This window comes from Isoptericola sp. AK164, assembly GCF_029643425.1.
In the GTDB taxonomy this organism is placed as follows: Bacteria; Actinomycetota; Actinomycetes; order Actinomycetales; family Cellulomonadaceae; genus Isoptericola; species Isoptericola haloaureus.
This window is the reverse complement of sequence record NZ_CP119106.1, coordinates 995800-1017009: the sequence shown is the minus strand read 5'-3', so window position 1 is coordinate 1017009 and position 21210 is coordinate 995800. Positions and strand designations below refer to the sequence as shown.

Genomic DNA, 21210 nt, shown 5'->3' with positions numbered 1-21210 from the left:
CGATGCCGCACCACCAGCCCGGCACGGACCGCACCGTGCCCGCCCTCGCCACCCACGGCCTCGGCCTGCAGATCGGTGGCGCGCAGATCCTGCACGACGTGACCCTCGAGGTCGCGCCGGGCGAGATGATCGGCGTCATCGGCCCCAACGGTGCCGGCAAGACGACGCTGTTCAACCTCGTCTCGGGGGTCCTGCGCCCCACGACGGGCACGGTCCGCATCGACGGCCGCGACGTCACCGGCGACCCGGTCGCCCGACGGGCCCGTGCCGGGCTGGGCCGCACCTTCCAGACCTCCAGCGTCTTCCCGCGTCTGGACGTGCTCGAGAACGTCCGGCTCGCCGCCCAGATGCACCTGGGCCGCAGCCTGTCGGTGCTGGCGTTCCCGCACCGGCGCGACGCCGCCACCCGGCGTGCCGTCGAGCACCTCGCCGAGGTGGGCCTGGAGCACCGCCTCGGCGTCGCCGCCGGCGACCTCTCCCACGGGGACAAGCGCAAGCTGGAGATCGCCGTCCTGCTGGCCACCGACCCGAGCGTCATCCTGCTCGACGAGCCCATGGCCGGGGTCTCCTCCTCGGACGTGCCCGGGCTCAGCGAGGTCATCCGCCGGCTGCACCGCAGCGGCCGCACCGTGCTCATGGTCGAGCACCACATGGACGTCGTCCTCGGGCTCGTGGACCGGGTCGCCGTCATGCACCACGGCGAGCTGCTCGCCTACGACACACCGGAGGCCGTGATGTCCGACCCCACCGTCCAGAGCGCCTACCTGGGAGACGTCGCGTGACCGAGCCGATCCTGCGCGTGACGAACCTGCGCGCCACCGTGGCCGGCCAGCAGGTCGTCGAGGACGTCACCTTCGACGTCCCCGCGACCGGCGTCACGGCCGTCCTCGGCCGCAACGGCGTCGGCAAGACGTCCACCCTCAAGGCGCTCCTCGGTCTCTACGCCCGCACCGGCGAGGTGACCCTCGCCGGCGAGCGCATCGACCGGCTGAGCACCGACCGCATCGTGCGCCGCGGCGTCGGCTACGTCCCGGAGGACCGCGAGGTCTTCGCGGGCCTGACCGTCGCGGAGAACCTGCGCCTGGCCGAACGGGACGCCGCCCCGCGCCGCGAGCTCGTGGCCGACCTGTTCCCCGACCTCGTCAAGCGCTCCGCGCAGCGCGCGGGCACGCTCTCCGGCGGTCAGCAGCAGATGGTCTCCCTGGCCCGGGCGCTGCTCAACGACAACCGCCTCCTCCTCGTCGACGAGCCGACCAAGGGCCTGGCGCCCAAGATCGTCGGGGAGGTCGCGACGGCGCTCGCCGAGGCAGCCGCGACCGCTCCTGTGCTCCTGGTCGAGCAGAACCTCGAGGTCATCGAACGGCTCGCCACCACCGTGGTCGTCATCGACGCCGGCCGCGTGGTCCACACCGGCGACGCCGCAGAGCTGCTCGACGACCCCGACCGCATCCAGCGCCTGCTGGGCGTGCACACCTCGGAGAACGCCGCATGAGCACGATCGTCCTGCTGCTGATCACCGGGCTCGGCCTCGGTGCGCTGTACTTCCTCGTCGCCTCCGGGCTGTCGCTCATCTACGGGCTGATGGGCGTGCTGAACTTCGCCCACGGATCGTTCCTCACCCTCGGCGCCTTCGCCGGGTGGGAGGTGGCCCGCCGGCTCGGCGCCGACAGCTGGGCCGTCTTCGGCCTCGCGCTCGTCGTCGGCGCCGGCGTCGGGGCCGCGTTCGCCGCCCTCACCGAGCTGCTGCTGGTCCGGCGCCTCTACGAACGCCACATCGAGCAGGTCCTGGTGACCGTCGGCCTCGCCCTGGCGACCGTCGCCCTGTTCGAGGGGGCCTGGGGCTCGGACCCCGAGTTCATCGAGGGTCCCGCCTGGCTGCGCGGCACCACCGACGTCGCCGGCGCCCCCGTCCCCAACGACCGGTTCCTCGCGATCGGCGCGGCCGTCCTCGTCCTCGTCGGCATCGTGCTGTTCCTGCGCTACACGCGCTTCGGCCTGATCATCCGGGCCGGCGTGGAGAACCGCGCCATGGTCACGGCGCTCGGCATCGACGTCCGCAAGGCGTTCACGCTGGTCTTCGCCGTCGGCGGCGCGGCCGCGGGCCTCGGCGGGGTGCTCGCCTCCCAGTACTTCGGGTACGTCTCGCCGCACCTGGGCGCCCAGCTGCTCATCTTCGCCTTCATCGTCACCGTCATCGGCGGGCTCGGGTCGCTGACCGGCGCCGCGGTCGCCGCCGTCCTCGTCGCGGTCCTGCAGCAGTTCGCCAACTACTACTGGGGCTACGGCGACCTCGTGGTCGTCCTGCTCCTGGCGCTCGTGCTGCTCGTCCGTCCCTCCGGCCTCCTCGGGAGGAGAGCATGACCACCACGCCGACCACCCAGCAGTCCTCGCCCCGGTCCGACGAGACCGCCCCGCTGCCCGCCGACGACGGTGGCACGGTGCCGGCACGACGCCGCTGGCTCCCGCCGGCCATCGGGCTCGGGCTCGTCGTCCTGCTCGCCTGCCTGCCGCTGCTCGCCATCTCCCTGCCCGGCGTGCTGCCCGGCCCCACCTACACCCCGGGCACCCTGCAGGTCCTCGCCCTGGCGCTCCTCGTCGGGGCCCTGGCCCTGAGCTACCACCTGCTGTTCGGCGTCGCCGGGCTGCTCAGCTTCGGGCACGCGCTGTACTTCGCCGTCGGGGTCTACGGGCTGGCGATCGTGCTGGACCGCACGGACCTGCCGCTGCTGCCGGCCGCCTGCGTCGTGCTCGTCGGCGGCATCGCCGTCGCGCACCTCGTGGGGGCGATCTCGCTGCGGGTCACCGGGATCTCGTTCGCGATGGTCACCCTCGCGTTCGCCCAGGCGGGCAACGTGCTGGTCCGTCGCAACCCGGCCGGTGCCACCGGCGGCGAGGAGGGCCTCGCCCTGGACACCGCGCACGTCCCCGACGCCCTCGTGGGCGTGGCGAACACGCGCAACCTCTACTGGCTCGCCCTGGCCGTCCTGGTCGTCGTCTACGCGATCGTGCTGTGGGTCGAGCGCTCCCGCGCCGGCCACGTGGCCGCGGCGACCCGCGAGAACGAGATGCGCGTGCGCGTCGTCGGCGGACGCCCCTACCTGGTCAAGCTGCTCGTCTTCGTCGTCGCGGCCACCCTGGCCACCGGGGTCGGCATGGCCTACCTGCTGCTGCAGTCCGGGGCCGTCCCGCGGGTGACGTCGGCCGACTTCACGCTCACCCTGCTCGTCATGGTCGTGCTCGGCGGAGTCGGGTCGCGGTGGGGCGCCGTCGTCGGCGGCGTGCTGTACACGCTGCTCGACCAGCGACTCGGTGCGCTGGCCTCCTCCGAGGCGATCGCCGGGCTGCCGTCCGTCCTGCGCGTGCCCCTGAGCGAACCGCTGTTCATCCTGGGAACGTTGTTCGTCCTCGTGGTGCTGTTCCTGCCCGGCGGGATCGCCGGCGCGGCGCAGCGGCTGGCCCACCGGTCCGGCCGGGACCGGCAGCGCGAGGCCGCACGGGAGACGATCGAGGAGTCGGCATGACGGGGCTGCACACGCTGGGGCGCTGGACGCGCGACCGGGCGACGTCGACACCGCACCGCGTCGCCGTCGACGACCGCGGGGTGACGCTCACCTACGCCGAGCTCGACGACCGGGCCACGCAGCTCGCCGGCGCGCTGCGCGCCGCGGGCTACGGCGTCGGCGACCGCGTCGCCACCGTCACCGGCAACAGCGCCGACCAGGTCGTGCTGTTCTTCGCCTGCGCCCAGGCAGGCCTCGTGCTCGCCCCGCTGTCGTGGCGCTCCTCCCCCCGCGAGCTCGCGGACCAGATCGACCGCGCGGACCCGGCCCTGGTCCTCGTCGAGCAGGAGTTCGCCACCCTGGCCGCGGCGGCGCTCGACCGGCTCGTCCTGCCGCCGCGGTCCACCGGGCTGGGCCGCTCCGGCGTCGAGGCCGCGGTGCCGCCGCCCTCGCGACGCCGGGACGAGGGCCCCGGCGAGCAGCGCGACGTGCAGGACGACGACCCGTTGCTGCTGCTGTTCACCTCGGGCACCGCGGGCCGGTCCAAGGGCGCCGTGCTGACCCACGCGAGCTGCTTCTGGACCAACCTGGCCTTCTCGCGCACGGTCGAGATGTCGCACGACGACGTCGTCCTCAGCGTCCTGCCGCAGTTCCACGCGGGCGGGTGGAACATCCAGCCCCTGCTGGCCTGGTGGAGCGGGGCCACCGTCGTGCTCGAGCGCACCTTCGAGCCCGAGCGGGTGCTCCGTCTGATCGCCGAACGGCACGTCACCACCATGATGGGCGTGCCCACCCAGTACCTGCTGCTGGCCGAGCACCCCGGCTTCGCCCGCACCGACCTGTCCTCGCTGCGCACCGCCGTCGTGGGCGGGGCGCCGATGCCGGAACCGCTGCTGCGCACGTGGCACCGCCGCGGCGTCGCCCTCACCCAGGGGTACGGCCTCACCGAGGCCGGACCCAACGTCCTGTGCCTGCCCGACGACGAGGCCCGCGAGCGCCCCGGGTCGGCCGGCAAGCCGTACCCGCACGTGGACGTCGCGATCGCCGACCCGGCCACCGGCGAGCACCTGGACGGCGCCGCCACCGGCGAGCTGCTGGTGCGGGGGCCGGGCCTGTTCGCCGGGTACTTCCGCGACCCGCAGGCCACGGCGGAGGCGTTCGCGGGCGGCTGGCTGCGCACCGGGGACCTGGTCGAGCGGGACGCCGACGGCTACCACCGGATCGTGGACCGCCTCAAGGACCTGTTCATCGTCGGCGGGGAGAACGTCAGCCCGGCCGAGGTCGAGGCGGTGCTGCACCGGCACCCCGGCGTCGCCGAGGCGGCCGTCGTCGGGGTGCCCGACGACCGGTGGGGCGAGGTCGGGCACGCCTTCGTCGTGCCCCGGGCCGGGTACGCCACGGACGCCGAGGAGCTGGAGGCGTACTGCCGCGCCGAGCTCGCGCACTTCAAGGTCCCGCAGCGGTTCGCGCTCGTCGACGCGCTGCCCCGCACGTCCCTGCACAAGATCCCCCGGCACGCCCTGCGTGCCCGCACCGAGGAGGCCCGATGAGCAACGCGCCGCGCACCGCCCGCGGGAACCGGACCCGCGCGAAGATCCTCGCCGCCGCCGAGCAGGTGTTCGCGGACCTGGGCTACCACGACGCCTCGATCGTGAAGATCACCGAGGCCGCCGGCGTCGCGATGGGCACCTTCTACCTGTACTTCGAGGGCAAGCACGCCGTCTTCGTCGAGCTCGTGGACGACCTCAACCAGCGCGTGCGCCAGGCCATGTACGAGGCGAGCTCCCAGGCGTCCAACCGCCTGGAGGCGGAGCGAGCCGGGTTCCGCGCCTTCTTCCGGTTCACCGCCGAGCACCCCGCGCTGTACCGGGTGGTGCGGCAGGCCGAGTTCGTCGCACCGGACGCGTTGCGCCGCCACTACCAGCGCATCGTCGAGGGGTACGTCACCGGACTGGACAAGGCGCGGGCGAACGGCGAGGTCGGCGACGTCGACCCCACCGTGGCCGCCTGGGCGCTGATGGGCATCGGCGAGATCGTCGGGATGCGCTGGGTGCTGTGGGGCGGGGCCGACGGCCCGGCCGACGGCGGCGGGCCGGGGCAGGACGACCGGCTCCCGGAGATCCCCGAGGACGTCTTCGCCCAGACCATGCAGTTCATCGAACGGGCGCTGGCGCCCCAGGAAGGACCGTCCGCATGAGCACCGAGACGTACCTGGACGGCCGCCGCGCCGTCGTCACCGGCGGCGGCAGCGGGATCGGCGCGGCCTGCGCGGCGGCGCTGGCCGCCCGCGGGGCCCACGTGGTCGTCGCGGACCGCGACGCCGAGGCGGCGAAGCGCGTCGCGGCCGACGTCGACGGGGAGGCCTGGGTGGTCGACCTGGCCGACACCGCCGCGCTGGACGACCTGACGCTCGACGCCGACGTGCTGGTCAACAACGCCGGCATCCAGCGGGTGAGCCCGATCGAGGAGTTCGACCCCGACGCGTTCCGGCTCATCCAGCGCATCATGCTCGAGGCGCCGTTCCTGCTGGTCCGGGCGGCCCTGCCGGGGATGTACGAGCGCGGCTGGGGCCGCATCGTCAACCTCTCCTCCGTGCACGGGCTGGTCGCCTCGCCGTTCAAGTCCGCCTACGTGGCGGCCAAGCACGGCCTCGAGGGCCTGTCGAAGGTCACCGCGCTGGAGGGCGGCCCGCACGGGGTCACCAGCAACTGCGTCAACCCGGGCTACGTGCGCACGCCGCTGGTCGAGAAGCAGATCGCCGACCAGGCCCGGGTGCACGGCATCGACGAGTCCGAGGTGCTGGAGAAGGTGCTGCTGACCGAGTCGGCGATCAAGCGGCTCACCGAGCCGGCGGAGGTCGGCGAGCTGGTCGCCTGGCTCGCGGGGCCGTCCGCCCGGATGGTCACGGGGGCCTCGTGGACCGTCGACGGCGGCTGGAGCGCCAAGTGACCGCCGCGCCGGACGCCGTCGCGCTGCGGCACGTCGTGCCCGGGCACCGCTACCGGACGCTCGACGTCCCGGTCGACGGCGGTGCGCTGCGGGTGGGCGTGTGGGACCCGGTCGACGCCGACGGCGTCGTCGCGCCCGACGCCCCGACCCTGCTGGCGGTGCACGGCATCACCGCCTCGCACCTGGCCTGGCCGCTGCTGGCCGGGGAGCTGCCCGGCGTGCGGGTCGTGGCGCCGGACCTGCGCGGCCGGGGGCGCAGCCGCGACCTGCCCGGTCCCTGCGGCATGACCCGGCACGCCGACGACGTCGCCGCGGTGGCCCGGGCCGTGGCCGACGGCCCGGTGCCGGTGCTCGGGCACTCCATGGGTGGCTTCGTCGCCGTGACCCTCGCCGACCGGCACCCCGACGTCGTGGCGGGCCTGCTGCTCGTCGACGGCGGCGTGCCCCTGCCCGAGCCGCCCGGGCTCGATCCCGCGGCCACACCGGCCGAGCGCCTGCGGGCCGTGCTCGGCCCGGCGGCCGACCGGCTGCGGCGCACGTTCCCCGACGCGGAGGCCTACCAGTCCTTCTGGTCGCAGCACCCGGCGTTCACCGCCGTGTGGGGGCCGGCCGTGCTGGACTACGTCGACTACGACCTCGTGGCCACGCCGGACGGCCTGCGCCCGGCGTCGAACCCGGAGGCGGTGGCCGCCGACGCCCTCGACCTGCACGACGGCGGGCCGGTCGCGGGCGCCCTGGCCCGCCTGGAGCGGCCGACGACGCTGCTGCGGGCTCCCCGCGGACTGCTGGACGAGCCGAGCCCGCTGTACGACCCCGCGCACATGGCACGCTGGACCCAGCGGGCCCCGGCGCTGCGGCCCCGCGACGTGCCGGACGTCAACCACTACACGATCATCATGGGCCGTGACGGCAGCGCCGCCGTCGCGGCGGAGACGCGCGCCCTGCTGGGCGCCCGCACCGAGGAGGTCCGATGAGCACACCCCTTCCCCCGGCCGCCGAGCCGACCGGGCTCGACAAGGTCGTCGGCAGCGCGGCCGAGGCCGTGGCCGACATCCCGGACGGCGCCTCGCTCGCCGTCGGCGGGTTCGGCCTGTGCGGCAACCCGATCGCCCTGATCGAGGCGCTGCTGGCCCAGGGCACGAGCGACCTGTCGGTCGTGAGCAACAACTGCGGCGTCGACGACTGGGGTCTCGGCGTCCTGCTGAACGCCGGACGCCTCCGCAAGATGACGTCGTCGTACGTCGGCGAGAACAAGGAGTTCGAGCGCCAGTTCCTCACCGGCGAGCTCGAGGTCGAGCTCACCCCGCAGGGCACGCTCGCCGAGAAGCTGCGCGCCGGCGGCGCGGGCATCGCCGCGTTCTACACGCGCACCGGCGTCGGCACGCAGGTGGCCGACGGCGGTCTGCCGCGCCGGTACGACGGCGCCGGCGGGATCGCGGTCGGCAGCCCCGCCAAGGAGATCCGCACCTTCCCCGTGGCGGCGGCCGACGGCGTCCACGACCAGGAGTTCGTCCTCGAGGAGGCGATCAGCACCGACTTCGCGCTGGTGCACGCCGCCAAGGGCGACCGGTTCGGCAACCTCGTCTTCCACCGCTCGGCGCGCAACTTCACGCCGCTGGCCGCGATGGCCGGCCGTGTCTGCGTGGCCCAGGTCGAGGAGCTGGTCGAGCCCGGCGAGATCGACCCCGACGACGTCCACCTGCCCGGGGTGTTCGTGCACCGCATGGTCGTCGTCGGCCCCGACATCGAGAAGCGGATCGAGCGCCGCACGGTGCGCGAGGACGCGTCCCCGGACGGCACCGCAGACTCCAGCAACGGCACGACCGCACGGAAGGAGGGCTGAGCGATGGCGCTCACCCGCGACGAGATGGCCGCCCGCGCCGCCCGCGAGCTGCTCGACGGCTGGTACGTGAACCTCGGCATCGGCCTGCCCACGCTGGTGCCGAACTACGTGCCGGCGGACAAGCACCTGGTGCTGCAGAGCGAGAACGGCATCCTGGGCGTCGGCCCGTTCCCCACCGAGGACGAGGTCGACCCCGACCTCATCAACGCCGGCAAGCAGACCGTGACCACGCTGCCCGGCGCGGCGATCTTCGACTCGGCGACGAGCTTCGCCATGATCCGGGCCGGCAAGATCGACGCCGCGATCCTCGGGGCGATGCAGGTCTCGGCCACGGGCGACCTCGCGAACTGGATGATCCCCGGCAAGATGATCAAGGGCCCCGGGGGCGCCATGGACCTCGTCCACGGTGCCGCCCGGCTCATCATCGTCATGGAGCACACCGCCCGGGACGGGTCGCCGAAGATCGTGCACGAGTGCTCGCTGCCGCTGACGGGCCGGGAGGTGGTGCACCGCATCATCACCGACCTCGCCGTCCTCGACGTCACCCCCGACGGCCTCGTGCTGCGCGAGCTCGCCCCCGGCGTGACCGAGGAGGAGGTCCGCGAGCGCACCGAGCCGGAGATCACCGTCGAGCTGGACGACTCCCCGCTGGCGGCGGCACCGCACGCCGTGCGCCCGCCGGCGGCCGTCGGGGGCACCGCGTGAGCGGGCGTCCGGTCCACCGCAGCGACGTCACCACGTCCCGGGGCACGTTCCACGTGCGCGACACCGGCCCGGGCGGTGCGGCGACTCTGCTGTGCGTGCACGGCAACTGCTCGTCGTCGGCCTTCTTCGCCCGCCTGCTCGCGGCGCTGCCCGACGACGTGCGCGGCGTGGCCGTGGACCTGCGCGGGTTCGGCGACAGCGAGCCGTTGCCGATCGACGCCACGCGCGGGATGCGCGACCTCGCCGACGACGTGGCAGCGGTGGTCGCGGCGCTGGGGCTGGACTCCCCCGGTGCTCCCCCGCTGACGGCGCTCGGCCACTCGGCCGGCGCCGGGGTGGTGCTGCAGCTCGCGATCGACGACGCCGTGCGGTTCGCGGCGCTGGTGCTCGAGGCGCCGATGTCCCCGTACGGGTTCGGGGGCACCCGGGACCTGGCGGGGACGCCGACGTCCCCGGACCACGCCGGGTCCGGCGGCGGCACCGCCAACCCGGACTTCGTGGCCGCCATCGCCGCGGGCGACCGCTCCCACGAGCCGGGGTCGCCCCGCGGCGTCCTGCGCGGGGTCTACGTCGCCGACCCCGCCACGATCGCCGACCAGGAGGAGGAGCTGCTGGACTCCGTGCTCAGCACCCGCACCGGGCCGGACCACTACCCGGGCGACCTGACGCCGTCGGACCGCTGGCCGTCCGTGGCGCCGGGGACCCGCGGCATGAACAACGCGATCTCCCCGCGCTACCTCGACCTGTCCGGGTTCGCCGCGGTCACCCCGCAGCCCCCGGTGCTGTGGGTCCGCGGCGACGCCGACGCGATCGTCTCGGACACCTCGGCGCTCGACCTGGCCCAGCTCGGGGCGCTGGGGGCCGTGCCCGGGTGGCCCGGGGTCCAGGCGTGCCCGCCGCAGCCGATGGTCGGCCAGACCCGGGCCGTGCTGGAGGACTACGCGGCCCGCGGCGGGGCGTACCGTGAAGTCGTGCTCTCCGGCGTGGGCCACTCGCCGCACCTGGAGAGCCCGGACGAGGTGCTCGCGCTCGTCGTGGACGCCGTGCGCGCCCCCGTCCGGACCATCGAGCCCGTGGCGGCCGCCGGCGATCCCGGCCCCGCCCTCGACGACGAGGAGCGAGCCTCATGACCAGCACGACCGACCTGCGACCCGACGACGTGGTCGTCGTCTCCGCCGCCCGGACCCCGCAGGGGCGCCTCGGCGGCTCCCTCGCCTCGCTCTCGGCGGTGCAGCTCGGCGCCGTGGCGGCCCGGGCCGCGCTGGAGCAGGCGGGTGCGCTCGCCGCCGACGTCGACACGGTGGTCTTCGGCCAGGTGCTCCAGGCCGGCGCGGGGCAGAACCCGGCCCGGCAGACCGCCGTCGCCGCCGGGGTGTCGATGACGGTGCCCGCGGTGACCGTCAACAAGGTGTGCCTGTCCGGGCTCACCGCCGTCGTCGACGGGGCCCGGCTGCTGCGCACCGGCGAGGCGTCCGTGGTGCTCGTCGGCGGCCAGGAGTCGATGACGAACGCCCCGCACCTGCTGCCGGGCGCCCGGGCGGGCTTCCGCTACGGAGACGCCACGCTCCTCGACGCCGTCTCCCGCGACGGGCTGTCCGACGCGTTCGACGGCCAGGCGATGGGCCTGAGCACCGAGGAGCACAACACGGGCTCGGTGCACGTGGACCGCACCGAGCAGGACGCGGTGGCGGCGGCCTCGCACCAGCGGGCCGCCCGCGCCGCCAAGGACGGTGTGTTCACCGCCGAGCTGGCGCCGGTGGAGGTGCCGCAGCGCAAGGGCGACCCCGTGGTGGTCTCCTCCGACGAGGGGGTGCGCGCGGACACCACGTCCGAGAGCCTGGCGCGGCTGCGCCCGGCGTTCTCCGCCGAGGGCACGATCACGGCGGGCAACGCCTCGCAGATCTCCGACGGCGCCGCCGCGCTGGTGCTGACCACGCGCTCGCGCGCCGAAGCGGTCGGCGTGCCGGTGCTGGCGACCGTGCGCTCGGCCGGGCAGGTGGCCGGGCCGGACACCTCCCTGCACTCCCAGCCGGCGAACGCCATCACCGCGGCGCTGAGCCGCGAGGGCTGGACGGCCGAGGACCTCGACCACGTCGAGATCAACGAGGCCTTCGCCGTCGTGTCCGCGGCGTCCGCCCGCGTGCTGGGGCTGCCGGCGGAGATCGTGAACCCGCACGGCGGCGGCATCTCGCTCGGGCACCCCATCGGGGCGTCCGGCGCACGCCTGGCCGTGCACGCCGCGCACGAGCTGGCCCGCCGCCGGGCCGACGGCGAGACCGGCGTCCGCGCCGCCGTCGCGCTGTGCGGGGGCGGCGGACAGGGCGAAGCGCTGCTGCTGGAGGCCTGACCCCGGCCCGCTGTGGGCATGAAATCTGCAGTCCTCCACCGATAGAGGACTGCAGATTTCATGCCCACAGCGGGTTGGCCGTCAGCGGGTTGGCCGTCGGCGGGTTGGCCGTCGGCGGGTTGGCCGTCGTCAGCGCACCAGGGACCGCAGCTGGCGCAGCGCCACGGACAGCGTGGCGATACCCGGATCCTCCACGCCGGACGCGGTCACCAGGGCGTCGAGCGCCCGGCCGGCGGCCGCGCCCCCGTCCTCGACCCAGGCGTCGATCCGCTCGACCGCGGAACCGGACTCCGTGGCCTCCAGCACCGAGGCGGTCAGGGCGATCGTGACCGCGTAGAGGTCGTCGCGCAGCGCGGCGCGCGCCATCGAGTCCCAGCGGTCGTCCTGCGGCAGCGCGGAGACCCGGGTGAGCATGTCCGGGACCCCGAGCCGGCCGGACAGCGCGAAGTACGTCTGCGCCACCTCGTCCAGGTCCCAGCCGCGGGTCTCCGCGAGCTCGGCGACGTCGAGCAGGGGCAGCGCCCCGAGCAGGCTCGCGCCGCGACGGGCGAGCTCCGGGCCGCACCCCGCCGCCTCCAGGGCCTCGACCTGCTCGGCGTACTGACGCAGCTCCTCGCCCTGGAACAGCTCGCCCAGCCGGGAGCCGTAGGTGCGCACGGGCCCGGCGAAGGCCTCGATCTCGGCCCCGACGTCGAGCCCGTCGGAGCGGTGGTGCACGAACCACCGCGCGGCGCGGTCGAGCAGCCGGCGGAACTCCAGGTACAGGTCGGTCTGCACCGCGGTGGCCACGACGTTGTCGGTCGCCTCGACGGCCTCCACGAAGCCCCGCAGGTCGAAGATCTCGCGGGCCGCGACGAAGGCGCGCGCGATCTGGTCGGTCGAGGCCCCCGTCTCGTCCGTGGCCCGGTAGGCGAAGGTGATGCCGCCGCGGTTGACCATCGAGTTCACCACGGCGTTCACGACGATCTCGCGCTGCAGCGGGTGGGCGGCCAGGTCCTCGCCGTACTCCTCACGCACCGGCGCCGGGAAGTACGCGGCCAGGGTGCGCTCGAACCACGGGTCGTCGGCGAGGTCGGTCGCGTTGAGGTCCTCCTTGAGCGCGAGCTTCGCGTAGGCCACCAGGACGGCGAACTCCGGCCGGGTCAGGCCCTGCTCCTGCTCGACGCGCCGGGTGATCTCGGCGACGTCGGGCAGCACCTCCAGCGCGCGGTCGAGCTCTCCGCGCTGCTCGAGCCAGTCCATGAGGCGGGCGTGCACCGGCAGCATGACCGCGGCGTTCGCCCGCGAGTTGCCCAGCAGCACGTTCTGCTCGTAGTTGTCGCGCAGCACCTGCTCCGCGACCTCGTCGGTCATCGACTGCAGCAGCTTGTTGCGGTCGGCCAGGTCCAGGCGGCCGTCGCGCATCACGGCACCGAGCAGGATCTTGATGTTGACCTCGTGGTCCGAGGTGCCCACCCCGGCGGAGTTGTCGATGGCGTCGGTGTTGATCTGCACCCCCGCCATGGCCGCCTCGATGCGGCCCCGCTGGCTCACGCCGAGGTTGCCGCCCTCCCCCACGACCCGCACCCGCAGGTCGCCGCCGTCGACGCGGATCGCGTCGTTGGCCCGGTCGCCGATCTCGTCGTGGGACTCCGCGGCGGCCTTGACGTAGGTGCCGATGCCGCCGTTCCAGAGCAGGTCCACGGGCGCCAGGAGCACGGCGCGCTTCAGCTCGGTCGGGGTGAGGGCGGTGACGCCCTCGGGGAGGCCCAGCGCCTCGGCGATCTGCGGGGTCACGCGGACCGACTTGGCCGACAGCGGGAACACGCCGCCGCCGGGCGAGATCAGGTCGGCGTCGTAGTCCGCCCAGGTGGACCCGGGCAGCTCGAACAGCCGCTGCCGCTCGGCGAACGACATGGCGGCGTCCGGGTCGGGGTCGACGAACACGTGCCGGTGGTCGAAGGCGGCCACGAGCCGGATGTGCTCCGAGAGCAGCATGCCGTTGCCGAAGACGTCGCCGGACATGTCCCCGACCCCGACGACCGTGAAGTCCTCGGACTGCGTGTCGTGGTCGAGCTCGCGGAAGTGCCGCTTCACGGACTCCCAGGCGCCGCGGGCCGTGATCCCCATGGCCTTGTGGTCGTACCCGTCCGACCCGCCGGAGGCGAAGGCGTCGTCGAGCCAGAACCCGTACTCGGCGGAGATCTCGTTGGCGATGTCGGAGAAGGACGCCGTGCCCTTGTCGGCGGCGACCACGAGGTAGGGGTCGTCGCCGTCGTGGCGCACGACCCGCTCGGGCGGCACCACCTCGGTACCGTCCCGGTTGTCGGTGAGGTCGAGCATCCCCCGGATGAACGTGCGGTAGGCGGCCCGGCCCTCGGCGAGCCACGCCTCGCGGTCGCCCGGGTCCGGCAGCTGCTTGGCGACGAACCCGCCCTTGGACCCGGTCGGCACGATCACCGCGTTCTTGACCATCTGCGCCTTGACCAGGCCCAACACCTCGGTGCGGAAGTCCTCGCGCCGGTCGCTCCAGCGCAGGCCGCCGCGGGCCACCGCCCCGAAACGCAGGTGGACACCCTCGACCTGCGGGGAGTAGACCCAGATCTCGGCCATGGGGTGCGGGCGGGGCAGGTCCGGCACCCGGGCACAGTCGAACTTCATCGACACCCACGGCGTCGGGGCTCCGTCGGCGTCCCGGGTGTAGAAGTTGGTGCGCAGCGTGGCACGCACGACCCCGAGAAACGCCCGCAGGATGCGGTCGTGGTCCAGGCTGGCGACGTCGTCGAGGGCCGCCAGCAGGGCGTCGGCGGCCCGGTCGACCTCGGCGTCGCGGTCGACGTCGAGGTCCGGGTCGAAGCGCAGCGCGAACAGCCGCACCAGGTCGGTGGCCAGGTGCGGGTGGGCGATGAGCGCCGCGTCGATGTACTCCATCGAGAACGCCGACCCCGTCTGGCGCAGGTACCGCCCGATCGCCCGCAGGACGACGATGTCGCGCCATGCCAGGCCGGCGTGCAGCACCAGCGCGTTGAGGGCGTCGCTCTCGGCCTCGCCGGACCACACCGCCCGGAAGGCCTCCTCGAGCGCCTCCGCGGCGCCGTCGGCCTCCCACAGCGCGGGGTCGGGGGCGGTGATGCCGAAGTCCGACAGGTACCGGGTGCCGCCGTCGGCGAGCCGGATCGTGTAGGGGCGCTCGTCGAGCACGTCGACACCCAGGTCGGTGAGCATCGGGAGCACGCGGGTCAGCCGCTGCTCCTGCAGGGAGGCGACCGTGAGCCGCCGCACGCCGTCGTCGGCGTCCTCCGGGGCGTACAGGTGCACCGCGATCGGGTCGTCCGGGCTCAGGGAGTCCAGGCGCCTGATGTCCCCCACCGCCGCCGCCGGCTCGACCTGCTCCTTGTAGGCCTCGGGGAAGGCGGAGCCGTAGCGCGCCAGGACCTCGGCGGCCTCCTCCTCGCCGTGCGTGTGGTGCAGGGCGTCGACCAGGGCGGCCGACCAGGTCCGCACGGCGTCCTCGAGCCCGCGCTGCAGCTCGTCCTCGTCGACGTCCGGGATCCCCGTGCCCCGGGGCAGGCGGACCACGAAGTGCAGCTGCGCCAGCGGCGAGTCGTCCACGCGGGTGGTGTGCTCGACGCGCTCGGCGGAGAAGGTCTGGTGCAGCAGCGCCTCGATCCGCAGCCGCACCGCCGTGGTGTAGCGGTCTCGCGGCAGGTAGACCAGGGCCGAGACGAAACGACCGAACTCGTCGGGACGCAGGAAGATCCGCGACCGGCGCCGCTCGCGCAGGCGGCTGACCTGGCTGGCGACGGCGTACAGGTGCTCCGGGGTGTCCTGGAAGAGCTCGTCGCGCGGGTACTGCTCCAGGACCTGCAGGAGGTCCTTGCCGGAGTGCGAGGTCGGGGCGAGCCCCGAGGCGGCGAGCACGGCGCGCGCCTTCGCGGCCACGATCGGCAGGGTCAGCACCGAGGAGGCGTAGGCGGCCGAGGTGAACATCCCCACGATGCGGCGCTCGCCGGTGACGTTGCCGGCGTGGTCGAAGGTCCGCACGCCGACGTAGTCGAGGTAGACGTCGCGGTGCACCGTCGCGCGCGAGTTGGCCTTCGTGATCGTCAGCAGCCGCGGCTCGCGGGCGGTGCGCCGGGCCTCGGGGCGCAGGTGCACGATGTCGGTCGTCGGCTTGCGCAGGATGCCCAGACCGGTGTGCGTCAGCGGACGCAGCACGTCCTCGCCGTCGCGCTCCTCCAGGACGTACTCGCGGTAGCCGAGGAACGTGAAGTGGTCCTCGGCGAGCCAGGTGAGGAACTCGATCGTGGGCGCGACCGTGTCCGGGTCGGCCGTGGGGGGCGGCTGGACGCGCAGGTCGGTGCAGATGTCGAGGCAGGCGCGGCGCATCGCCGCCCAGTCGTCGACGGACGCGTGGACGTCGGCGACGACGTCGCGCAGCCGCGCCTCGAGGGCGTCGCGGTCCTCGGCGTCGGTGATGCGGTCGGTCTCCAGGTGCATCCACGACTCGGCGCGTCCGCCGCGCGACGCGATCTCGAGCAGCCGGCCGGACTCGTCGCGCTGCGCCCCGACCACGGGGTGCTGCATGAGATGGACCGTGCCGCCGTGGCGGGCGACGGCCCCGTCGACCGAGTCGACCAGGAAGGGCGCGTCGTCGGTGCAGATGTCGACGACGGTGCGGCGCGACGTCCAGCCGTCCTCGCGCAGGGTGGGGGTGAACGCCCGCACCAGGGTCTCGCCGGGTTCGCGCTGTTCGGCGAACCGGCAGGTCGAGGCGACGGCACCGACGATGTCACGGGGCTCGCGCTCCGTGGCGTCCTCGTCGGTCCAGGCGCTCAGCAGATGGGTGGCACAGCGCCGCAGCTCGGCCGGGAGGTCGTCCACGGCATCCTGGATCTGCGGGCTCGGCACAGCGTCGTCGGTCATGAACCTCTTCGTTCTCCGTCGGGACCGTGACCCGGGTTGCGGGTCGTCCCGATGCTATCGCCGCGACGCCGCGTCGCAGGCTCAGCCGGCGGCCGGGGCGTGCCGCTCCAGGAACTCGTAGACCGCCGTCGTGTCCACGCCGGGGAACGCCCCGGACGGCATGGCCGCGAGCATCGAGGCGTGCGGGCGGGCGCTGGGCAGCGCGTGGCCGTCCCAACGCTCGGCCAGCGGCCGCGAGGGCTGGCGGCAGCAGGACTCGTCCGGGCAGCGCGAGGTGGACCGCGCCGTCGTCTCCCGGCCCAGGAACCACTTCACCTCCGCGTACGGCACGCCGACGCTGACGGAGAACCGGCCGTCGGGGGTGTCGGAGACCCGCGAGGTGCACCAGTACGTCCCGGTGGGGGTGTCGGTGTACTGGTAGTAGGGGCTGAGGCGGTCCTCGACGTCGAACACGACCCGGGCCGTCCACTGCTTGCACACGTGCTGGCCCTCGACGGTGCCGAGCGCGTCGGCGGGGAACCGCACCCCGTCGTTCTCGTAGGCCTTGTGGATCGCCCCGGACTCGTGGACCTTCATGAAGTGCACGCCGATACCGAGGTGGCGGGTGGCCAGGTTGGTGAACCGGTGCGCGGCCGTCTCGTAGGAGACGGCGAAGGCGTCGCGCAGGTCCTCGAGGGAGATCGCCCGGGCGTCCTTGGCCTCGCGCAGATGCTTGACCGCCTCGCGCTCGGGCAGAAGCAGCGCCGCGCACAGATAGTTGGCCTCGACCCGCTGGCGCAGGAACTCGCCGTAGTCGCGGGGCTCGGCGTGATCCAGCACGTGCGAGGCGAGCGCCTGGAGCAGCGCCGACCGGGCGTCGGAGCGGCCGCGGATGCCGTTGCTGGGCAGGTAGACCCGGTGGTGGCGCTGGTCGATGACGGCGCGGGTCGAGTGCGGCAGATCCGACTCGTAGTGGATCGTGAAGCCCAGGTGCTTGGCGATGTCGACGGCCGCGCGCTGCGGCACCGGACCGCGGGTGTGCCCGACGTCGTCCAGCAGCGTGCGGGCGACGATCTCCAGGTCCGGGAAGTAGTTGTCCTGCGCGCGCATGTCGGCGCGCAGCTCGGTGTTGGCCCGCCGCGCCTCCTCCGGGGTGAGCGCCCGCTCGGAGTGCAGCCGTTCCAGCTCGGCCTGCAGGGAGACGATCGCCTCGAGGGCGTCGGTCGGCAGCGACTTGCCGACCCGCACCGGTTTCACCCCGAGCGCGGAGAAGAGGGGCCCTCTTTGCACCCGCTCCAGCTCGATCTCCAGGGCGTCCCGGCGCGAGGGGGGCTCGGGCGAGAGCAGGTCGTCCACGCTCGTGCCCAGCGCCTTCGCCACTGCCTGCAGCCGCGCGATGGTCGGTTCGCGCTTTCCGTTCTCGAGCATGGAGATCTGCGACGGGGCACGTGAGACAGCGTCCCCGAGCTCACCGAGGGTCATGCCCCGCTGCAGGCGCAGGTGCCGGATGCGTCGCCCGATCGTCAGCGCGTCGGGCTCGGACTCGGCCGGGGGCGGCGCGGGGGGCGTCGCCGGCGGCCGTGACGTCGTCGTGAGGGCCATGCCCCAGAGTGACATGCGCCACTCCTTCTGCCAAGGAGAAGAACCCGGAAAGTTCTCCCCTGAATGGCTCGCCACGGGGGTTGCGCAGGCCGCAGAGTCGATATCGACAGGCACCGCGGCCACCGGAACAACACCGGCGGACCGCACGACGAAAGGCGACGACGATGACCGCGACCCTCGAGACCGAGACCCCGACCACCGGCACCCCGACCACGGCGCCGACCGCCCGTCCCGGCGACCAGGTCACCACCGCCGCGGCGCTCGCCGAGCAGTGGGCGACCGACCCGCGCTGGGCCGGCGTCACCCGGGACTACACGGCCGAGGACGTCGTCGCGCTGCGCGGTTCGGTGGGCGAGGAGCACACGCTGGCCCGGCGCGGGTCCGAGCTGCTGTGGGAGCTGCTGCACACCGAGGACTACGTCAACGCCCTCGGCGCGCTGACCGGCAACCAGGCCGTGCAGCAGGTCAAGGCCGGCCTCAAGGCCATCTACCTGTCCGGCTGGCAGGTGGCCGGCGACGCCAACCTCTCCGGGCAGACCTACCCCGACCAGTCGCTCTACCCGGCGAACTCGGTGCCCGCCGTCGTGCGGCGCATCAACAACGCGCTGCTGCGGGCAGACCAGATCGACGTCTCTGAAAACGCAGGGAACGGTCCCTCACGCAACTGGCTGGCCCCGATCGTGGCCGACGCCGAGGCCGGGTTCGGCGGGCCGCTCAACGCCTACGAGCTCATGAAGTCGATGATCTCCTCGGGTGCCTCCGGCGTGCACTGGGAGGACCAGCTCGCGTCCGAGAAGAAGTGCGGCCACCTCGGCGGCAAGGTGCTCATCCCCACCAAGCAGCACGTGCGCACCCTCAACGCCGCACGGCTCGCCGCCGACGTCTCCGACGTGCCGAGCGTCATCATCGCCCGCACGGACGCCGAGGCGGCCACCCTGATCACCTCCGACGTCGACGAGCGCGACCAGCAGTTCCTCACCGGGGAGCGCACCTCGGAGGGGTTCTACAAGGTCCGCAACGGCATCGAGCCCTGCATCGCCCGGGCCCACGCCTACGCCCCGTACGCCGACCTCATCTGGATGGAGACCGGCACCCCCGACCTCGACCTGGCCCGCCGGTTCGCCGAGTCGGTCAAGGCCGAGTTCCCCGACCAGATGCTGGCCTACAACTGCTCGCCGTCGTTCAACTGGAAGAAGCACCTCGACGACGACACCATCGCGACGTTCCAGCGCGAGCTCGGCGCCATGGGCTTCACGTTCCAGTTCATCACCCTGGCGGGCTTCCACGCCCTCAACCACTCCATGTTCGATCTGGCCCACGGTTACGCCCGTGAGCAGATGACGGCCTACGTGCAGCTGCAGGAGGCCGAGTTCGCCTCCGAGACCCGCGGCTACACCGCCACCAAGCACCAGCGGGAGGTGGGCACGGGGTACTTCGACCGCGTGTCGACGGCGCTCAACCCCGACGCCGCCACCCTCGCCCTCGCCGGCTCCACCGAGGCCGCTCAGTTCTGACTCACCCCCGTGCCGCGAACGTCCCGGTCGTGCGGGCATCCCGCCCGACACCCCGCACGACCGGGACGCCCGGCCCTCCCGATCAGGAGTACGTCATGACCACCATCGCCGACCCGCCCCGCACGCAGTCCCCCCGCTCGACCGGCTCGCCCGCCACGCCCCCGCGCGGCATCGCCCTGGCCGACTCGGCCACCGTGGCCGAGGGCACGATCGACGTCGTCGGCCCGATCGAGCCGGGCTTCGAGGAAATCCTCACCCCGCAGGCGCTGGAGTTCCTGGCGCTGCTGCACGACCACTTCGCCGACGCGCGGTGCGAGCTGCTGCTCACCCGCCAGCGGCGCACCCGGCAGATCGCCGACGGCGCCGACCCGGACTTCCTGCCCACCACCCGGCCCGTGCGGGACGACCCGTCCTGGCGCGTCGCCGGCTCGACCGGGGCGCCCGGACTGTCCGACCGCCGCGTCGAGATCACGGGGCCGACCGACCCGAAGATGACCATCAACGCCCTCAACTCGGGCGCGAAGGTCTGGCTGGCCGACGCCGAGGACGCCTCGAGCCCGACCTGGGCCAACGTCGTCGGCGGCCAGCTCTCGCTGCGCTCGGCGATCCGGGGCGAGCTGTCGTTCGACGGCCCGTCGCCCGACGGCGGTCGTACCCCCGGCAAGCACTACGCGCTGCGGACCTCGGAGCTGACCGAGATGCCGACGATCGTGTTCCGCCCGCGGGGCTGGCACCTGTTCGAGTCGCACCTGGCCTACACGGGCACGGACGGCTCCACCCAGCCGGCGTCCGGGTCGCTGGTCGACTTCGGTCTGTACTTCTTCCACAACGCCCGCGAGCTGATCTCCCGGGGCCGTGGACCGTACTTCTACCTGCCCAAGCTGGAGAGCCACCGCGAGGCCCGGCTGTGGAACGAGGTCTTCGAGCTGGCCCAGCACGCCCTGGACATCCCGCAGGGCACGATCCGGGCCACGGTGCTCATCGAGACCCTGCCGGCCGCGTTCGAGATGGAGGAGATCCTCTACGAGCTGCGCGACCACTGCGCCGGGCTGAACGCCGGGCGCTGGGACTACCTGTTCAGCGTCATCAAGTGCTTCCGCTCCCGCGGCGACTCCTACGTCCTGCCCGACCGGGCGCAGGTGACGATGACGGCCCCGTTCATGCGGGCGTACACCGAGCTGCTGGTCGCCACGTGCCACCGGCGCGGGGCGCACGCCATCGGCGGCATGAGCGCCTTCATCCCCGACCGTCGCAACCCGGAGACCACGGAACGTGCCTTCGCCCAGGTGAGCCGCGACAAACAGCGCGAGGCCGGCGACGGATTCGACGGCTCCTGGGTCGCGCACCCGGACCTCATCTGCATCGCCCGCGAGGCGTTCGACGAGGTGCTGGGCGAGCGGGAGAACCAGGTCGAGCGGCTGCGCGACGACGTCACGGTGGGCCAGGCCGAGCTGCTCGACGTCGCCTCCGCGCGGCGCGAGGGCGCGACCATCACCGAGTCCGGGCTGCGCACCAACATCTCCGTCGGCGTGCGGTACATCGCGTCCTGGCTGCGGGGCACCGGCGCCGCGGCGCTGGACAGTCTCATGGAGGACGCGGCGACGGCGGAGATCTCGCGGTCGCAGGTCTGGCAGTGGATGCACTCGGGGACCCGCACCGAGGACGGGGTCACCATCACCCGCGAGCTGTGCGAGTCCATGCTGCAGGAGTTCCTGCGGACGACGCCGCGGACCCCGGGTGACCGGCTCGACGAGTCCGTGACGATCTTCCGCGAGGTCGCGATGGGCGACGAGTTCCCGCCGTTCCTCACCACGAGCGCGTACGCGCGGTTCTTCGGCTGAGCGGCACCGCTCCGCCGACGTCGGC

Annotated in this window: 16 protein-coding genes; 14 read left to right on the top strand and 2 right to left on the bottom strand. The window is 73.7% G+C overall.

Annotation, left to right across the window (positions count from 1 at the left end):
- Positions 1–2: 2 nt before the first annotated feature.
- Genes PO879_RS04585 through PO879_RS04530 form a run of 12 tightly spaced genes read left to right on the top strand, consistent with a single transcriptional unit; the run spans position 3 to position 11344 of the window.
- Positions 3–782 (top strand): ABC transporter ATP-binding protein, encoded by a 780-nt coding sequence (locus PO879_RS04585; RefSeq protein ID WP_278236748.1) that lies wholly within the window; start codon positions 3–5, stop codon positions 780–782.
- Complete coding sequence (locus PO879_RS04580; RefSeq protein WP_278236747.1) at positions 779–1492, top strand: ATP-binding cassette domain-containing protein; 714 nt, start codon at positions 779–781, stop codon at positions 1490–1492. The genes PO879_RS04585 and PO879_RS04580 overlap by 4 nt, the downstream gene beginning before the upstream one ends.
- The gene (locus PO879_RS04575) at positions 1489–2361 is read left to right on the top strand and encodes a branched-chain amino acid ABC transporter permease (RefSeq protein ID WP_278236746.1); all 873 of its coding nucleotides are present in this window, start codon (positions 1489–1491) and stop codon (positions 2359–2361) included. Before PO879_RS04580 ends, PO879_RS04575 begins: the two co-directional genes overlap by 4 nt.
- Positions 2358–3521: a branched-chain amino acid ABC transporter permease gene (locus PO879_RS04570; RefSeq protein WP_278236745.1), complete on the top strand. Its 1164-nt coding sequence runs from the start codon at positions 2358–2360 to the stop codon at positions 3519–3521. Before PO879_RS04575 ends, PO879_RS04570 begins: the two co-directional genes overlap by 4 nt.
- Positions 3518–5050, top strand: coding sequence for an AMP-binding protein (locus PO879_RS04565; protein WP_278236744.1), 1533 nt, complete (start codon positions 3518–3520; stop codon positions 5048–5050). Before PO879_RS04570 ends, PO879_RS04565 begins: the two co-directional genes overlap by 4 nt.
- Positions 5047–5697, top strand: a complete 651-nt coding sequence (locus tag PO879_RS04560) for a TetR/AcrR family transcriptional regulator (protein ID WP_278236743.1) — start codon at positions 5047–5049, stop codon at positions 5695–5697. Before PO879_RS04565 ends, PO879_RS04560 begins: the two co-directional genes overlap by 4 nt.
- A complete protein-coding gene (locus PO879_RS04555; protein WP_278236742.1) occupies positions 5694–6449 on the top strand; it encodes a 3-hydroxybutyrate dehydrogenase in 756 nt (251 codons plus the stop codon). The genes PO879_RS04560 and PO879_RS04555 overlap by 4 nt, the downstream gene beginning before the upstream one ends.
- Positions 6446–7423, top strand: coding sequence for an alpha/beta hydrolase (locus PO879_RS04550; RefSeq protein WP_278236741.1), 978 nt, complete (start codon positions 6446–6448; stop codon positions 7421–7423). Before PO879_RS04555 ends, PO879_RS04550 begins: the two co-directional genes overlap by 4 nt.
- Positions 7420–8292: a CoA transferase subunit A gene (locus PO879_RS04545; protein WP_278236740.1), complete on the top strand. Its 873-nt coding sequence runs from the start codon at positions 7420–7422 to the stop codon at positions 8290–8292. The genes PO879_RS04550 and PO879_RS04545 overlap by 4 nt, the downstream gene beginning before the upstream one ends.
- A gap of 3 nt (positions 8293–8295) precedes the next feature.
- Positions 8296–8997, top strand: coding sequence for a 3-oxoacid CoA-transferase subunit B (locus PO879_RS04540; RefSeq protein WP_278236739.1), 702 nt, complete (start codon positions 8296–8298; stop codon positions 8995–8997).
- On the top strand, positions 8994–10127 hold the full coding sequence (locus PO879_RS04535) for an alpha/beta hydrolase (protein WP_278236738.1): 1134 nt from the start codon (positions 8994–8996) through the stop codon (positions 10125–10127). The genes PO879_RS04540 and PO879_RS04535 overlap by 4 nt, the downstream gene beginning before the upstream one ends.
- Complete coding sequence (locus PO879_RS04530) at positions 10124–11344, top strand: acetyl-CoA C-acetyltransferase (RefSeq protein WP_278236737.1); 1221 nt, start codon at positions 10124–10126, stop codon at positions 11342–11344. Before PO879_RS04535 ends, PO879_RS04530 begins: the two co-directional genes overlap by 4 nt.
- Positions 11345–11473: 129 nt before the next feature.
- Here PO879_RS04530 and PO879_RS04525 read toward each other — a convergent pair whose 3' ends face one another.
- Both PO879_RS04525 and PO879_RS04520 read right to left on the bottom strand, forming a co-directional pair.
- A complete protein-coding gene (locus PO879_RS04525) occupies positions 11474–16249 on the bottom strand; it encodes an NAD-glutamate dehydrogenase (protein ID WP_278236736.1) in 4776 nt (1591 codons plus the stop codon).
- Between the two features lie 81 nt (positions 16250–16330).
- A complete protein-coding gene (locus tag PO879_RS04520; protein ID WP_278236735.1) occupies positions 16331–17845 on the bottom strand; it encodes a helix-turn-helix transcriptional regulator in 1515 nt (504 codons plus the stop codon).
- Positions 17846–17994: 149 nt separating this feature from the next.
- Between PO879_RS04520 and aceA the strand changes: the two genes are divergently transcribed.
- Both aceA and aceB read left to right on the top strand, forming a co-directional pair.
- On the top strand, positions 17995–19344 hold the full coding sequence (gene aceA / locus PO879_RS04515) for an isocitrate lyase (RefSeq protein WP_278236734.1): 1350 nt from the start codon (positions 17995–17997) through the stop codon (positions 19342–19344).
- A 95-nt stretch (positions 19345–19439) separates the two neighbouring features.
- Positions 19440–21185, top strand: coding sequence for a malate synthase A (gene aceB / locus PO879_RS04510; protein WP_278236733.1), 1746 nt, complete (start codon positions 19440–19442; stop codon positions 21183–21185).
- Positions 21186–21210 lie beyond the last annotated feature (25 nt).

Bases quoted from the DNA above. Each gene is read 5' to 3' on its own strand.
- PO879_RS04585 (WP_278236748.1), top strand. From the start codon at position 3: ATGCCGCACCACCAGCCCGGCACGGACCGCACCGTGCCCGCCCTCGCC.
- PO879_RS04575 (WP_278236746.1), top strand. From the start codon at position 1,489: ATGAGCACGATCGTCCTGCTGCTGATCACCGGGCTCGGCCTCGGTGCG.
- PO879_RS04570 (WP_278236745.1), top strand. From the start codon at position 2,358: ATGACCACCACGCCGACCACCCAGCAGTCCTCGCCCCGGTCCGACGAG.
- PO879_RS04565 (WP_278236744.1), top strand. From the start codon at position 3,518: ATGACGGGGCTGCACACGCTGGGGCGCTGGACGCGCGACCGGGCGACG.
- PO879_RS04560 (WP_278236743.1), top strand. From the start codon at position 5,047: ATGAGCAACGCGCCGCGCACCGCCCGCGGGAACCGGACCCGCGCGAAG.
- PO879_RS04555 (WP_278236742.1), top strand. From the start codon at position 5,694: ATGAGCACCGAGACGTACCTGGACGGCCGCCGCGCCGTCGTCACCGGC.
- PO879_RS04545 (WP_278236740.1), top strand. From the start codon at position 7,420: ATGAGCACACCCCTTCCCCCGGCCGCCGAGCCGACCGGGCTCGACAAG.
- PO879_RS04540 (WP_278236739.1), top strand. From the start codon at position 8,296: ATGGCGCTCACCCGCGACGAGATGGCCGCCCGCGCCGCCCGCGAGCTG.
- PO879_RS04530 (WP_278236737.1), top strand. From the start codon at position 10,124: ATGACCAGCACGACCGACCTGCGACCCGACGACGTGGTCGTCGTCTCC.
- PO879_RS04525 (WP_278236736.1), bottom strand. From the start codon at position 16,249: ATGACCGACGACGCTGTGCCGAGCCCGCAGATCCAGGATGCCGTGGAC.
- PO879_RS04520 (WP_278236735.1), bottom strand. From the start codon at position 17,845: ATGTCACTCTGGGGCATGGCCCTCACGACGACGTCACGGCCGCCGGCG.
- aceA (WP_278236734.1), top strand. From the start codon at position 17,995: ATGACCGCGACCCTCGAGACCGAGACCCCGACCACCGGCACCCCGACC.
- aceB (WP_278236733.1), top strand. From the start codon at position 19,440: ATGACCACCATCGCCGACCCGCCCCGCACGCAGTCCCCCCGCTCGACC.